We start from the raw sequence: 14,984 nt of genomic DNA on the forward strand, positions 1-14,984 counted from the left end.
CACCCACATTTTTACCCATGGCAAATTTAGTACGGTTTGAAATACGGCCGATATGTGCGTCTACAGTAATCGTCGCCAGTAAAATGACAGTTAAACTAGATAAGCATTGTTCTAATTAGAAAAATTTAAGTTACATGCAAAAAAACAAAAAAGATGACACAATCAGTTAGTGGCATCTTGCCTAGATAATAGGTTCTCTTTTAGTCGGGATACACAATGTAAAAGCGTGCTCTAAACCTAACTCAGATTGTTTTTATATATAAAGCTGAATATGTTGTTTAGTATTTGTTTTTGCAATACTTTACGATCAACGCCGTGCCTATCTTTGCAAATTGGGACACCGTTTGCTTCTAACGCCAAGTCGCACTGATCAATATAAATAAAGTGTCCTGCACCTTGTTCTATGCCTATTAATTGAGCATTTTGTATATGGCTCGCGAAGTATTTAGCATGTTCAATATAGGGTAAGAAGTCGTTATTCACTGAGCCTATCACTAGCGTAGGGGCACTGATACCTTGTAAACTTTGTCTGCTTGTTGCATGGCCTAAGGCGGGATCTAATGCGATAGCGGCAATAATTCTATCGTCTTGCATTTGGTCTTGTAGTTGTCCAATTTTGGTTACTAATTCTTGACTCATTGGCTTTCGTTGATTTTGCATACTGTAGAGACAGCCCTTATCTTGATGTGCTTTTCTTGAAGCGCAATAAGCCTCTGACTTACCGGCCTCTAATTTTGCTCCCAAAGTTGCAAGCGCAGTGAAACCACCCGAAGAGTGCCCTAAAATCAATACTCTATCGGTTTTTAATTGAATATTAAATAACTGGCTTTTAGCTAAACTGTCAATGGTAAAGCTGACATCTTGTGGACGGTTCCAAAATTGCGAAGCAGCTTTTGAGTCAATCGTTTCTGGGCCATACACCCATGATTCACCGTAGTGAGCAACTCCAGCAACCAGCCAACCTTGTGAGGCTAACGCATAGCCTAGCCAATTCATGGAACGTGGAGAACCAAAAGCTCCGTGAGAAATTATTGCGACACATTGAGGGTTTTGTGCTGTAGATAAACATATTTGAGCATTGCATGGTTTCGAGTCACTTTGATACCAAAATTTAACTTTAGTAGGTCGGTTGGCTTGCTAAAAGTGCTAGCAGTAAAAAAAGAGTGTAGCTAATTTTGTTGGTTAAAGAAGTCATGGCTCTCTCTATTTGTTATTCTTTGAAAGTTCGATTCAATAACTATACGCAAGTACTGAAGATAAACTGTGCAGAAAGTGCGGTTTTGTCAAAAGTTACAATTATTTTTCTTCAATAGCAAAATACAATTCAGTTTCAATCAAGTCTGGCTCGGTATTAGTCGGGTTATTTAAATACAACTGCACGATTTGTTGATCTTTTAGTTTTATATTATTGGGTAACACCCATTGTGAATAAACCTGAGAAATTGTTTGCCACATTGTGTCATGCGGACCTATGTGTTTAAAACAAGCCCATACTCCCGCTTGCCATTGAAAAACGTCTAGCTTGTCTTTATGGGCTGATAAGCCTTCAGAAAAACCTGCAAAAAATACGCTTTCTGTTTGCTCTTTGACCCAAGGGTTGTCAACAGCAACACCAATAGGCTGTAATTGAAAATAGTTCAGTGGTTCTGCGATGGTAGCTAAGCGGGCATATAATTTCCCTGCTACAGTAGAAAAAGACTGTTTGTCGAACCCTTTACCGTAAAGCCCATAAACTGTTTGAGTAGGTCGTGTTTTTAATATGGGGGTGAGTATTTTCTCTTTGTGCCGTTTTTTGGGAGGCAAGCTCCCAGCTCGTTCATTTCTCGGCAGCTTTCCTCTAATAATATCACTGGGTGTAACAGAAAAGTTCTTCTTAAATGCTCGAGAAAAAGATGACGCTGAGTCATACCCAACAGAAATAGCAACATCTATTATATTTTCATTTCCTTGTTTTATCAGGTGCAATGCTTTTTCAAGTTTTTGCCGCTGAATAAATTCGCCTAATTGAAATCCGGTGGCAGCAAAAAATAGTCGGTTAAAATGAAACTTCGAATAACCCGTATATGCAGAAAGCGCATCCAAACTAATCTGCTGCTCACTGTGGTCATACACATATTGTCCGACTAAGCTAATGATTCTCGCGTTACTATTTAGATTATTGCTCATTTTGTATTAGATTCTTTGGCTACAGTCAATGAGTTATAACAGTACTTTATACTAAAATATCAGTTTGCTGCAATACATTGGGTCGTTCATATTTTAGGTTGTACGAAGAGTTAGAGTTGCCAACTTTTAGGTTTAAATAAAATGAGTGCATAAATGAGGCTGTAAGAGTAACAAAGCTTGTCACTCTGTTTTATCTTTAAACTCACATAAATCTTTAATGAGACAGGAGCCTCATTTGGGTTTGCAGGCGGTACAGACATAACGGCCATGTAAAATACGCCAGTGGTGTACATCGACTTTAAATTCAGCAGGCACTACCTTTAAAAGCTTCTGTTCCACTTCTTCCACGTTTTTACCCAGTGCAGTTAGGTACGCAATTTATGTGGGTGTCTACAGCGATTGTAGGCCAATCAAAGGAGAGGTAAATAATGTCCAGTAATAACGATTTTCTTCAAAACTTAATTTTAGTTTATTAAACAATGTTTTATAGGCTACGCATAGGAGTTTGCACTTATTTTAAATCAGCTTTAGAGCAAAAATTGAAGAAATTTTGCATTTCAGTGATTGACAAGAGACCAGTGTTCTCTTAACCTTGTTTTAAGAGACTGGTAGACACTTAAATTAAATGTATGAATTGGAAACGTGCTAGAACAGATGAAAGAAAGAATGAGCGAAAGGAAGCTATTTATGACGCTGCCTATACATTGTTTAAAGCAAAAGGTTACGACAAGGTTAGTTTTAATGGTATTGCATCTGAAGCCGGTTTTACTAAATCTAATATGTATCGTTACTTTAGCTCTAAAGAAGAGATCTTTTTAAATGTTTTTGCAAGCTTGTTTGAGCAGTGGTTTGATAATTACTGCGCACGGCTTCAAAAACTGAAAGAAAATGAATGTGTGGATAATTTCACCGAAGCTTGGGTTGGTTCTTTTTCAGAGCACCCCAAACTAATGGATTTGATGCCAATTCTTTTTTCGTCTTTAGAAAAAAATAGTTCTTATGAGCAGCTACAAGCGTTTAAGCGATTGTCAAAAAACTTGTTATATAGAATCACTTTGGAAATAAGCCGGATCTACCCATCAGTGCAGGGGGAAAAAGCTTTTAAGTTTCTTAATCTTGGCTATGCGGCAACAGTAAATTGCTGGACTGCAAATTCACAAAGTGAAGCACTAAAAAAACTCTACGAAGATGAGGAATTCAAAGATCTGAAGCCAAATTTTGAATATGACCTTTCAGAGTCAATAACAATTGTTATTCGAGGCTTAAAACTTGAGTAGCCAGCAAATTTAATCACATTGACACTTTTGCCAATAGAGAATCTAAATTTTACTAAATTTACTATGGAAAAAATAGCATGACACATCACACAGAAAAATCACTTAAAGTAAATATACCTGCACATAAAGTTTGGCAAGTTTTGGCAGACTTTAGCGGCATTGAAAAGTTTGCAACAACAATTAAATCATCCTCTATTGTTGGCAACAAAACCAGTGGTCTGGGCGCAAAACGAAAGTGTACTTTTGACAATAACTCAAGTTTGGTAGAAGAGGTTATCGATTATCAAGAAGGGCAAGGATATCGAATGGTTATTTCTGATCATTCCCTGCCGTTAGAAAGTATGTATGCTGAAATGAAAGTGAAGGCGATTGACGAAAATACCAGTGAAATCTACATGTCTGCCGATTTTGTTGTTAAAGGTGGGGTTTTTGGTAAGTTGGTGGGGCATATGCTAATGCGGCCAATGATGAAGGGAGTATTTACTAAGGTTATGAGTGGCTTAGCTTATTACACTGTTACCGGAGAACGTGTAGATAAAACACTCCCTAAAAAGGAAGTGTTTAGTAATATAATTATTAGTTAGAATAATCTGATTTATTTTTAAATTCACACAAGTCTTTCATAATACACGCGCCACATTTGGCTTTTGAGTAACATGGGCATGACGACCATGTAAAATTAGCCAGTGGCACACATCAACTTTGAATTCTGCAGATACAGCTTTTGAGTATTTTATAAGGTACTTGAATTCAGGATGAAACGCTCTTAAGGAGATAAATGCAAATTGTATCTTTGTTAACTCAAAGTAGTAGTTTCCCTGAAGCCGCGGATTATTGAGAACAACAGGAAAGGCAATCATAAACAGTTTAATAGAGTTATTTAACTAACTCGCATGTAGTTATATACACTTAAGCGAAAGCTTTCTCTTCATATAAGGAGGCTAAAATGCGCAGATATGCCAATTTAACCGATCTTTTTTGTCTTATGACTTCAAGAGTAATTGAGGAATTATTTAGCTTTATTAATGAGTAGAAGGCTTAATGACCATTATGAGTTTAATGCGTGGCAATTAAGCTCATAACTTTTAACGTAAACTCATAACCGTTGCTGTTACTGTTACTGTTTACTCTGTTTTATCTTTAAACTCACACAAATCTTCAATGAGGCAAGAGCCACATTTAGGTTTACGGGCGGTACAGACATAACGACCATGTAAAATAAGCCAGTGATGTACATCGACCTTAAACTCTGCAGGTACAACTTTCTCAAGCTTTTTTTCGACTTCAACCACGTTTTTACCCATGGCAAATTTAGTGCGGTTTGATACGCGGTCGATATGTGTGTCTACAGCAATCGTCGGCCAACCAAAAGCGGTATTCAGCACAACATTAGCCGTTTTTCTGCCAACTCCAGGGAGAGCTTCGAGGGCTTCACGATTTTCAGGCACAATAGAGTTGTGTTTTTCAACAAGAATATGGCACATCTTATAAACGTTATTGGCTTTTGAATTAAACAAACCAATGGTTTTTATATAGTCTCTCAGTCCTTCAAGGCCAAGGTCAATGATGGCTTGTGGTGTATTAGCAACCGGAAAGAGTTTTCTGGTGGCTTTATTAACACCTACATCAGTGGCTTGTGCTGAAAGTGTGACGGCCACTAATAGCTCAAAAGGGGAAGAATATTCAAGCTCAGTTTCAGGATGAGGGTTGTCATCTCTTAACCGAGTGAGAATTTCATAACGTTTTACTTTATTCATGACGGTAGATACTTATTGTTACGTTAAATTGGTTACTCGGGCTCGCGGCGCTTTTTCTGGTTGTGCCACAGGGCTTGCCTTTGCTTTTATTTGTGTATCAATCACGTTTTTCCCTGCAATGAGCAATCCTAATCCCAAAAAGGCCCCTGGGGGTAAGATTGCAACGAGAAATTGATTATCAAAAGTGAATAGCTCGATGCGCAGTACAGTTGCCCAAGCGCCTAACAGTAGGTCGGCCCCATCAAACAAAGTACCTTGGCCAATTATTTCACGCATTGCCCCTAGCACGATGAGTACCACCGCAAAGCCCAGCCCCATCATCACGCCATCCCATGCAGAGAGCAGCGGGTTGTTTTTTGATGCAAATGCTTCAGCACGACCAATAATAGCGCAATTAGTCACGATCAAAGGAATAAAGATCCCGAGGGATTGATACAAGCCAAAGGTATACGCATTCATTAATAATTGTACTATGGTGACAAACGCCGCAATTATCATCACGAAAACTGGGATCCGAATGTCTTTAGGCACCCAATTTCTAACGACAGACACGGTAATGTTAGAGCCAACCAATACTAACAACGTTGCTAATCCCAGTCCAAGTGCATTCGTTACTGTACTGGTGACTGCCAGAAGAGGGCATAGCCCGAGCAATTGCACAAGTGCAGGGTTATTACCCCACATGCCTTCTTTCATTAGTGACTTAAATTGACTCATTGTGTATCTCCACAGGCATTCTCAGCATTAAATAGCGCTTCAAAATTTTGTTTGGCGTACCAAGCTGCTTGCTTTACTGAACTTACAACAGCACGTGGGGTGATCGTAGCCCCCGTAAATTGATCAAATTGACCCGCGTCTTTTTTCACAGCAAAGCGTGGATCTGTTTGCGATTCAATTACCATACCATTGAAAGTCGTGATCCAATCAGATTTAGCCAGTTCCACTTTATCACCAAGCCCTGGCGTTTCCTCGTGGCGTGTGACACGGACCCCCGAAATTCTGCCGTCAGCATGTATGGCGCTGAGTACATCTATGTTACCGCTGTAACCGTGCGGTGTTGTATGACGCACAAGCACAGCGGATGGCGCATCATTCTTGTAAGCTCTATATAGCGTGTACGGCCCATTAGGGCCAAGTTCAGGTGCATTACTGAGCACACAATCTTTATAAAGCACATTATCATATTCATTATGTGGCAATACTTGTCCTAACAGCCCCATTAAATGTTGCTGCTCTTGTTCATTGATGCGCTCAGCAGTGAGTGTTTGTACCAATGCCACACTTCCTGTCGTTATTAAAGCAAAGGCAGTAAGAATTGCGCCATTTTTATACATAGATTGAACAATCATTTACTCGCTCCATGTCCGTATGTGCGTGGCTGGGTATAGTGGTCAATCAAAGGCACGGCCATGTTGAGCAGTAATACAGCAAATGCGACGGCGTCCGGATACCCGCCAAATTGGCGAATTACGTACACTAACACACCAATGCTAGCGCCGAAAATAAGCCTGCCTTTATCGGTGGTACAGGCGGAGACAGGGTCTGTTGCGATAAAAAACGCTCCCAACATCGTAGCACCACTGAGTAAGTGAAATAATGACCCAGCTTGAGATCCTGAATCGGCAATGTATCCAATTGCGCTACATAAAGCTAATGCTCCTATGAAAGCGGTAGGAATGTGCCAATTTATAACTTTGGCCTTCAATAAATACAGACCACCGATTAAGTAAGCGACGTTCACCCATTGCCATCCAAGGCCTGCATAGGCTGAAAATTGCGATTGATTCATTGCTTCTGACACAGTTAAATTTTGGCTCACTGCGGTTTTTACCGTGTCTAGAGGCGTTGCCATTGTGGTACCATCGATTGATGTACGCAGTGTATCGAGCGTCAAGCCTGTGCTATTTGTTTGAGTGAAAATGATGGTTAATTGATCTAAAAAGCTAATAGGGGAAGCTAATAAGTGATCCACAGGCATCCAACTTGTCATTTGCACAGGAAAAGAGATCAGTAATAAAACATACGCCCCCATTGCTGGGTTAAATAAATTAAAACCCAAACCACCATATAACTGCTTTACCATACCAATCGCAAACACAATACCAACGACAATAACCCACCAAGGAGCGAGCGAAGGGATACTGACTGCGAGTAAAACTGCGGTTAACCAAGCACTTCCATCACTTAGTGAGGGCAAAATAGGTCGATTGCGTAACTTTAAAATAGCCGCTTCTACAAGAGAGGCCGTAATGATGGCAATAATAAGTTGTATGAGCACGCCAAAACCAAAAAAGTAGGCTTGTGTGAGTATGCCCGGAATACATGCGCACATTACCGTAATCATTAACTTACTCACAGATTTTTGGCTGTGATTATGCGGCGATGAAGCCATAGTCAGTTTCATGACGGGTCATTTCCTTCTTGTTCTTTGGCTTTTTTCTTTGCTTTTGCACGTGCTATTGCAGCGGCAACGGCGGCTTTACGTGGGTCAACTTCGGCTGCTGGTTGTTCAGCATCTATTGAGTCAATCGGGGGTTCTATTGTCCCCCGTATTGGTTGCGAGTCTGTATTGTTAACCTCAGCTTCATTCGCTTGCGCAAGCTTTGCGGCTTTTTTGGCCTTAGCACGGGCAATCGCTGCGGCAACGGCCGCCTTACGCGGGTCTTCCTCTGTAGCTGCTTCTTCTTCAGTGGCAACGGCGTGAGCAGGGGGGTTAACAGGTGCCTCACTGGCATCATTAGTTTCGCTGGCTTTTGCGGCTTTTTTGGCCTTAGCACGGGCAATCGCTGCGGCAACGGCCGCCTTACGCGGGTCTTCCTCTGTAGCGGTTTCTTTTTCAGTGGCTACGGCGTGAGCTGGGGGATTAACAGGGGCGTCACCCGCATCATTAGTTTCGCTGACTTTTGCGGCTTTTTTGGCCTTAGCACGGGCAATCGCTGCTGCAACAGCCGCTTTACGTGGGTCAGCGTTAACCGCTTCGGACTTACTATCTACCGCATCAACTGTTTCATGAGGCGCAGCGTTAATATCCGTGTCACTGTCTAGCGTTTGAGCGGCTTTTTTCTCTTTAGCACGGGCGATAGCTGCAGCAACCGCGGCTTTTCTTGGTTCCGTTTTACTTGAATTGAGTTCAGCCTTAGGCGCACCATTATCTTCAGCAAGCTTTGCGGCTTTTTTGGCTTTAGCACGCGCTACGGCGGCAGCAACGGCAGACTTGTTGTCATTGCTATTTACTTCCGCGGTTTGCTTTTGCGCTTTATAGTTACGGGCTTGTTCTTTACGTTTGGCACGCTCTAATACCACTTCACTGTTATCAGGCTCGAGAGTGCCATCCGCCATTTTCTTCGCTTTCGCACGCTCAATTGCGGCCTGTACGGCTGATTGTTCACCCTGTTTTTTAGCAACACGGGATAACGCATCGGCCACTTTCGCTTTTTCTGCAGCAGGCTTAGCTGCTCGGGAAGGTGAGCGTGTATGTCTATTCTTACGCTCAGCTTGCTCCTGCTCTAATCGTGCCTTTCTCGCTTCAAATCGGACTTTAGCGCGTTCCGCGTTTACTTGTTCTATTTTTTGTTCTCGGATTTCTGCTTTTGCAACACGGTAGTACTGTACTAATGGGATTTCGCTAGGACAAACATAAGAGCAGGCACCACATTCGATACAATCAAATAAGTTGTAATCTTCTAACTTGTCGTACTCTTTGCCTTTGGCAAACCACTGTAATTGTTGGGGCAATAAAGTCTGCGGACAAACATCTGCGCATGCACTGCAGCGTATACAGGCTTTTTCTTCTCCTGGTTCTGCAAGCTCAGTATTATCTGGTGCCAGAATACAGTTAGTTGTTTTGACAACAGGGATCCTCACCGAGGGAAGGGTAAAGCCCATCATTGGACCGCCCATAACAACACGTTGTGCGTCTACAGGTTCGAAGCCTTGGCTATCAAGTAGGTGTTTAATTTCAGTACCAATGAGCGCCCACACATTTTGTGGTCGCTTTATGGTGTTACCAGTGACTGTAACAACACGTTCTATTAGTGGTTTACCGGCAAATACTGCTTCACTAACAGCAAACAGTGTTCCAACATTTTGCACTAGAACACCGATATCAGCGGGGATCCCGCCACTGGGCACTTCCTTTGAAGTGAGTACACGTATTAATTGTTTTTCCCCTCCAGAGGGGTAAAGAGTGGGAATCGCTTTCACGAGAATTTTTTTATTGTGCTGGCAGGCTTGCTGCATCGCGCTGATAGCATGCGGTTTATTATCTTCTATACCGATGAGGATGAGCTCTGGAGTCAAAAGTTGCTGCATCACTTCAATACCTTTGACTATTTGGTCTGCGTGTTCACGCATTAACATATCGTCAGCGGTGATATAGGGTTCACACTCAACACCATTGATGACAAGAAACTCAACAGGTCGTTGGCTATCGGCTTTGATATAAGTTGGAAAACCCGCGCCTCCCATACCGGCTATACCAGCGTTATGAATAATATCAATCAATGCTTGGTGCGATAGAGTATCAATATGTGTATTTTCAGTTAGGGGTATCCATGTATCTTTGCCATCAGGCGTTAAAATAATACTGAGCTCAGGTAAGGCTGACGGGTGCGCTGATGGCATGGCTGCAATATTGGTTATCTCACCAGAGGTAGGTGCATGAATAGGCAAAGACCAGTTACCACTGGGCTGAGTTAAAGCTTGGCCTTTTAATACGGTTTGACCTTTACTTACAATTAACTGACCATTTGCACCAATATGCTGTTTGAGCGGTAGTATGAGCTTTTCGGGTAACGGTAAACGTGCAATCGGCGCGTGATTTGACAATGATTTTTGTTGTGGAGGATGGACGCCTCCTGGGAATTGCCACAATGTGCCATTTTCTATTTGTTCAAGTAATGTATCCACTTAAACCTCTTAATCTATTTGCGTCACGGCAATGGCGTTGATTTGCCATTTCCATGTTTGCTTAGTTTGTTCGACGGGAAGCATATCAATACAGTCAACTGGACAAGGTTCAACACATAAGTCACACCCAGTACATTCATCATCAATAACGGTGTGCATTTGGCGAGTGGCTCCAACAATGGCATCCACAGGACATGCTTGAATACATTTGGTGCATCCAATACATTCATCTTCTCGGATATAAGCAACGGTTTTTATGGGTTCAGCTTCTTCACCGCCAGCAAGGGGTTTCGCATCGACACCCATTAAGTCAGCAAGTTTCTTGACCGTTGCATCACCCCCTGGAGGGCATTTATTGATTTCGTCACCATTTGCAATGGCTTCTGCATACGGGCGACAACCAGGGTAGCCACATTGTCCACATTGTGTTTGCGGTAATATCGCGTCGACTTGCTCTACAATAGGGCTACTTTCAACACGATATTTTACGGCAGCGTAGCCTAAGATGAGTCCAAAAACGAGCGCTAATGAGCCAAGCGCAATTAAAGCGTACATCAAGGTCATGGTTATAATTTCACTAATCCAGAAAAGCCCATAAAGGCAAGAGACATTAGGCCAGCAGTGACCATAGCAATAGAAGCCCCCTTAAAGGGTGAGGGCACATCAGCAACGGCTAATCGTTCCCTAAGAGCGGCAAATAAAATTAATACCAGAGAAAACCCAACTGCCGCACCAAAGCCATAGACGGCAGATTCAATAAAGGAGTGATCGTTTTTTATGTTTAATAACGCCACGCCAAGCACGGCACAGTTGGTGGTTATCAAGGGTAAAAATATGCCCAGTAATCGATATAGGGTAGGGCTGGTTTTACGTACCACCATTTCTGTAAATTGCACAACAACAGCAATGACCAAAATAAAGCTCATGGTTCTCAAAAACTCAAGGTCGAGTGGCTGCAAAATATATTGATTGACTAAATAACTTGTCACTGACGCTAATGTCAGTACAAATGTGGTCGCTAAAGACATACCGACGGCGGTGTCGAGCTTCCCAGATACCCCCATAAATGGACATAAGCCAAGAAATTGCACTAACACAAAGTTATTTACCAGCACGGTGCCGATAAGCAACATAATATATTCAGTCATTACAGCCCCTTTTGCTAAAAACTGAGGTATTTTTTGTTTGGTCGCGATTTTAGCAATTTTAACCGAGAAGATCATAATTAATGTAAACACATTTAATGGATATCTTGATGAACTGCGCGCATTTGTTGACAGTTAAGTCTATTCATTTCAAAGTAAACAAGGCCAGAGTTGGCCTTGTTGGTTATACGGACTGACGTGGTATTTAGATTTCTTTTGGTTTTTCTATGTAATACCCTTGAACGCCATCTAAGCAAAGCGTTTCGACAATATGCTTTTCTTCTTGGCTTTCAACACCCTCTGCAAATACACTAACCCCAATTCGGTGGGCAAGGTCAACCATTAACCTCATGAAATATTGATTGTTTTTGTCTTCTTCTAAACCTCGCGTGTAACTGGCATCCATTTTTATAAAGTCGGGTTTTAGATCTCGGAAAAATTTGAATGAGGTTAAACCAACACCAAAACGTTCTACAGTGATACGTGCGCCAACTCTGTGCACCATATCAATAAAGCGCTTACTGGCCTTAATGTTTTGTTGTAATCCAAACTCACTGACCTCAAAGACCAATTTTGACGCTATATTGGCATCTTTCAATAAACGTCGTTCTAGCCATATAACGAATTGATCACTGTGAGCACTTGATGCAGTCACGTTAATACCAAAGAATTTTTCGGTAAAATTACGTGATTTAATAAGCTCAAGGGAGCTGTCAATAATTAATTTATCAATTTCAATGGCCATATCAAGCTTTTCAGCCATCGCTAAAAAAGACGCTGTTGGCAGCATTTGGCCTTCTTCAGTTTTGAATCTAGCTTGTATCTCAGCATAGGCTTTGACATTTTTGCCAATTGGCATGATGTTTTGCATCATTAAGCTTACGCGTTTTGAATCAATCACATCGTGAATAACTTTACGCCAGTTTTGGTTACCGAACCCAGCCCCTACATTATTAACCAGATCTGATTCTCGCTGAATATGCCATGCATTGGCTTGTTTACTTTGCGCCATGCTCATCGCGTTATCTACGACGGATAGGAGTTCACCAAGCGGTTTGCCGGTTTCGTATGGCACTATTCCTGTATTCGCTACAGAGCTTAGCTCTTGATTTTGTTGGAATTGTGTAAATCTTGCTTGTAAAGTCTCGCCAAAATGTTCCGCTTCTTTTGTGGGTACATTGGGTAATATAACCGCAAAGTCAGAACTATTTAGTCTGAATGTTTGGCTGCCGGTATAAGTGCCACTGACGTGTTTTATGATATCAGAAACCGACTTTATGTATTCATCGCCTTTTTGGTAGCCTCGTGTTTGGTTGATTACCTGCAATTCACTACAGCGGATCATCGCTAAAGTACCAAAACTTTTCTTACTGGTTGATTCAATTTGATGTTCGTAATATTCCACAAACATATTGCGATTACCTAGCCCGGTAATAACATCTTTATAAGCTTCTTGCTTTATACTCTGCGCCGCGGTTTGAATGTCTTCTTGTTTGCTTTTCAAAAAGTGTGCTAAGCGATTAAACGAAGGAGCGAGTTCGGCACTGAGGGCTTGCATTTTTGAGGTGTTAAATTCATTTTCAATGCTTTCAGTGACTTGGTTTTGCGTTATATAAACATCAACGGCATTTGCCACTGTAATACTGACATTACGATTCAAACGCTTATATATTGCTTTCATGTAAATTATTGGAATAAACGCAACCAAAGCTGTCAGCACAAAAAGTAGTAATAATGCTTGTTGTAAAAGCTGCGCTTGGCTTTGCGCATTGATCACAAATTCAATTTTAATGTCTTTGGCAATATTCACTGAAAACTGCGGGCGAATTGCATTGATGCTGTTTTCAATAATGTTTGTTAGAAAAGGTAGGGGAGTTGGGGCATTTATATTCAACACCGTATCACCATTAAAATCACGAACAATGAAGGTTGAGAATACGTTACCACTGGCCAATGCTTGGCGTATATGCTCAGGCGTTACGTTTTCCATTGTTTTGTTTTGAATATATTGGGTTACCATTACTTGAGAGCTTCTTTGTGCTTTGCTCACAGCTGAATCAAAACTTGAAGCAAAAAAGAATGTGCCTATAAGTGAAAATGTTAACCACAGAGACAATTGTAAAAATATAAGTTTTTTAAAACCAGCCATTGTTTTATCTATCTGTTAAGGAAGAGAAATTTTTGTATTTTTAGTAACCAAAAGAGGTTTTCAGAAAACTTTTGTAGAGTAGTGCAAATAAGAGGAAAAGTCTAATAGATTCGTTATATTGGCTCCCCCTCCCCGACTCGAACGGGGGACCTGCGGATTAACAGTCCGTCGCTCTAACCAACTGAGCTAAGGGGGAACTATATAAGATGTGTGATATTGGCTCCCCCTCCCCGACTCGAACGGGGGACCTGCGGATTAACAGTCCGTCGCTCTAACCAACTGAGCTAAGGGGGAACAATTATCACATAACGATTTGGCTCCCCCTCCCCGACTCGAACGGGGGACCTGCGGATTAACAGTCCGTCGCTCTAACCAACTGAGCTAAGGGGGAATCGTTATATTAAGAAATTTGGCTCCCCCTCCCCGACTCGAACGGGGGACCTGCGGATTAACAGTCCGTCGCTCTAACCAACTGAGCTAAGGGGGAATCGTTATATTAAGAAATTTGGCTCCCCCTCCCCGACTCGAACGGGGGACCTGCGGATTAACAGTCCGTCGCTCTAACCAACTGAGCTAAGGGGGAAGCGTGTATCTCTCAACGGGGCGAAATATTAATGACACACGTGCAAGGTGTCAACTAATAAAATGCGAGAAAATCAAAAAACTGTGTTGTTCGGTGGATTTATACTCGATTTGATGGTTTTTATGGCGAATTTGCGCCAGAGACTTTTAGTTTTTTATAAATTGAACACAAAGCAAGTCGCGACAAGGGGATACGAAAGTGACAAATTTTAAGCGTTAAGTCTTTTTTTTAAACAAAAGCTCTGTTTTTACAAAATTAAATAAGATCTTATACTTACTATAGCGATCTATTTCTTAAGATCTCACATTTTGATAGACAAAACTTTGCATACTATAGGAATATGTCAGGTGATTTGTGCTGATTGATGAATCATTTTCAGTAGTTCTATCTAGCTATTTTTTTTTCTACCAACAAAACAGATGGTTATAATTTTTTTGTGTAGAGTGAAATGAAAGTAAGGTGTGCCCACATAGCATAAAAAAATTGTTTGGCAGGTCGAGATCAACAAACGTATGTATAAAGATCAAGCAAGGCGAAGTACAGGTGAATATTTGATCGTGCCGTAGGGCCTTATTTTATTGGTGTTTATAGAGTTACCCACAGAATCTGTGGATAACATTGTTTATTAATATTTAAGAAGTGTGTCAAAGCCATGAATATAGGGCCTTGTAGACATTTCAATAAGTTTTTATAAATTATTTTTATTGTTATTTATCAATGCTTTAAATATATACCAAGGAAAAGAAAGATTATTTGCCATGAATGAACCTTTTGTGACCATACGAAGATTTTTCTGTGCAAAAAAAATACCGTTATTTGTCGAAATTGTAAGCAAATTGTCATCTAAAGGCTTTAGCGCTACTTTTAGAGCTTATTCCATGCAAAATAGCACTGAAAAGCTGATCCTTGCGTTTTTTTAGGCAATAAAGTAATTATTCGGCTTATTGTCTGGGTTTAGAAGAGGGGATGATCTAGAATACTTGGCTTAATAAGAGAGGC

12 protein-coding genes, 5 tRNA genes and 2 pseudogenes are annotated in these 14,984 nt (G+C 41.1%); 2 read left to right on the forward strand and 17 right to left on the reverse strand.

Translation table 11 applies throughout. The features are described 5' to 3' along the window. Window positions 1-237: 237 nt before the first annotated feature. The 3 genes and pseudogenes from J8M01_RS21730 to J8M01_RS24040 form a co-directional block, all read right to left on the reverse strand. Window positions 238-996, reverse strand: a complete 759-nt coding sequence (locus J8M01_RS21730) for a hypothetical protein (protein WP_211059317.1) — start codon at window positions 994-996, stop codon at window positions 238-240. Between the two features lie 300 nt (window positions 997-1,296). Continuing rightward, window positions 1,297-2,166 (reverse strand): helix-turn-helix domain-containing protein, encoded by an 870-nt coding sequence (locus J8M01_RS21735; RefSeq protein WP_211059318.1) that lies wholly within the window; start codon window positions 2,164-2,166, stop codon window positions 1,297-1,299. 231 nt (window positions 2,167-2,397) lie between these two features. After that, a pseudogene (locus tag J8M01_RS24040) lies at window positions 2,398-2,617 on the reverse strand (endonuclease III); the annotation flags it as partial. A gap of 178 nt (window positions 2,618-2,795) precedes the next feature. On the opposite strand from J8M01_RS24040, the gene J8M01_RS21740 reads away from it, so the two are divergent. Together J8M01_RS21740 and J8M01_RS21745 are read left to right on the forward strand one after the other, a co-directional pair. Next, window positions 2,796-3,443 (forward strand): TetR/AcrR family transcriptional regulator, encoded by a 648-nt coding sequence (locus tag J8M01_RS21740; protein ID WP_211059319.1) that lies wholly within the window; start codon window positions 2,796-2,798, stop codon window positions 3,441-3,443. Window positions 3,444-3,520: 77 nt separating this feature from the next. After that, on the forward strand, window positions 3,521-4,027 hold the full coding sequence (locus J8M01_RS21745) for an SRPBCC family protein (RefSeq protein ID WP_211059320.1): 507 nt from the start codon (window positions 3,521-3,523) through the stop codon (window positions 4,025-4,027). On the opposite strand, the pseudogene J8M01_RS24045 reads toward J8M01_RS21745, so the two are convergent. The 14 genes and pseudogenes from J8M01_RS24045 to J8M01_RS21810 form a co-directional block, all read right to left on the reverse strand. Continuing rightward, window positions 4,020-4,168: pseudogene (locus J8M01_RS24045) on the reverse strand (endonuclease III); the annotation flags it as partial. The gene J8M01_RS21745 and the pseudogene J8M01_RS24045 overlap by 8 nt on opposite strands. A 399-nt stretch (window positions 4,169-4,567) precedes the next feature. Beyond that, window positions 4,568-5,200, reverse strand: coding sequence for an endonuclease III (nth, locus tag J8M01_RS21750; protein ID WP_210997309.1), 633 nt, complete (start codon window positions 5,198-5,200; stop codon window positions 4,568-4,570). A gap of 18 nt (window positions 5,201-5,218) precedes the next feature. Next, the gene (locus tag J8M01_RS21755) at window positions 5,219-5,917 is read right to left on the reverse strand and encodes an electron transport complex subunit E (RefSeq protein WP_192508153.1); all 699 of its coding nucleotides are present in this window, start codon (window positions 5,915-5,917) and stop codon (window positions 5,219-5,221) included. Then, window positions 5,914-6,549, reverse strand: coding sequence for an electron transport complex subunit RsxG (rsxG, locus tag J8M01_RS21760; protein WP_192508152.1), 636 nt, complete (start codon window positions 6,547-6,549; stop codon window positions 5,914-5,916). Before rsxG ends, J8M01_RS21755 begins: the two co-directional genes overlap by 4 nt. Further along, the gene (gene rsxD, locus J8M01_RS21765) at window positions 6,546-7,604 is read right to left on the reverse strand and encodes an electron transport complex subunit RsxD (protein ID WP_211059321.1); all 1,059 of its coding nucleotides are present in this window, start codon (window positions 7,602-7,604) and stop codon (window positions 6,546-6,548) included. The genes rsxG and rsxD overlap by 4 nt, the downstream gene beginning before the upstream one ends. Further along, window positions 7,601-10,108: an electron transport complex subunit RsxC gene (gene rsxC / locus J8M01_RS21770; protein WP_211059322.1), complete on the reverse strand. Its 2,508-nt coding sequence runs from the start codon at window positions 10,106-10,108 to the stop codon at window positions 7,601-7,603. The genes rsxD and rsxC overlap by 4 nt, the downstream gene beginning before the upstream one ends. A gap of 9 nt (window positions 10,109-10,117) precedes the next feature. Beyond that, window positions 10,118-10,672, reverse strand: coding sequence for an electron transport complex subunit RsxB (gene rsxB, locus J8M01_RS21775; protein WP_192508149.1), 555 nt, complete (start codon window positions 10,670-10,672; stop codon window positions 10,118-10,120). A 2-nt stretch (window positions 10,673-10,674) separates the two neighbouring features. Beyond that, window positions 10,675-11,256: an electron transport complex subunit RsxA gene (rsxA, locus tag J8M01_RS21780; protein WP_192508148.1), complete on the reverse strand. Its 582-nt coding sequence runs from the start codon at window positions 11,254-11,256 to the stop codon at window positions 10,675-10,677. Between the two features lie 202 nt (window positions 11,257-11,458). Beyond that, the gene (locus tag J8M01_RS21785) at window positions 11,459-13,402 is read right to left on the reverse strand and encodes a GGDEF domain-containing protein (protein WP_192508147.1); all 1,944 of its coding nucleotides are present in this window, start codon (window positions 13,400-13,402) and stop codon (window positions 11,459-11,461) included. Window positions 13,403-13,521: 119 nt separating this feature from the next. Further along, a tRNA-Asn gene (locus J8M01_RS21790) sits at window positions 13,522-13,598 on the reverse strand. A 21-nt stretch (window positions 13,599-13,619) separates the two neighbouring features. Then, window positions 13,620-13,696, reverse strand: a tRNA-Asn gene (locus J8M01_RS21795). 20 nt (window positions 13,697-13,716) lie between these two features. Beyond that, a tRNA-Asn gene (locus J8M01_RS21800) sits at window positions 13,717-13,793 on the reverse strand. A 19-nt stretch (window positions 13,794-13,812) separates the two neighbouring features. Beyond that, window positions 13,813-13,889, reverse strand: a tRNA-Asn gene (locus J8M01_RS21805). A gap of 19 nt (window positions 13,890-13,908) precedes the next feature. Continuing rightward, window positions 13,909-13,985: transfer RNA gene (locus tag J8M01_RS21810), tRNA-Asn, on the reverse strand. Between the last annotated feature and the right edge of the window lie 999 nt (window positions 13,986-14,984).

The sequence above is a fragment of the Pseudoalteromonas sp. MMG005 genome (genome assembly GCF_018101015.1).
GTDB classification, from domain to species: domain Bacteria; phylum Pseudomonadota; class Gammaproteobacteria; order Enterobacterales; family Alteromonadaceae; genus Pseudoalteromonas; species Pseudoalteromonas aurantia.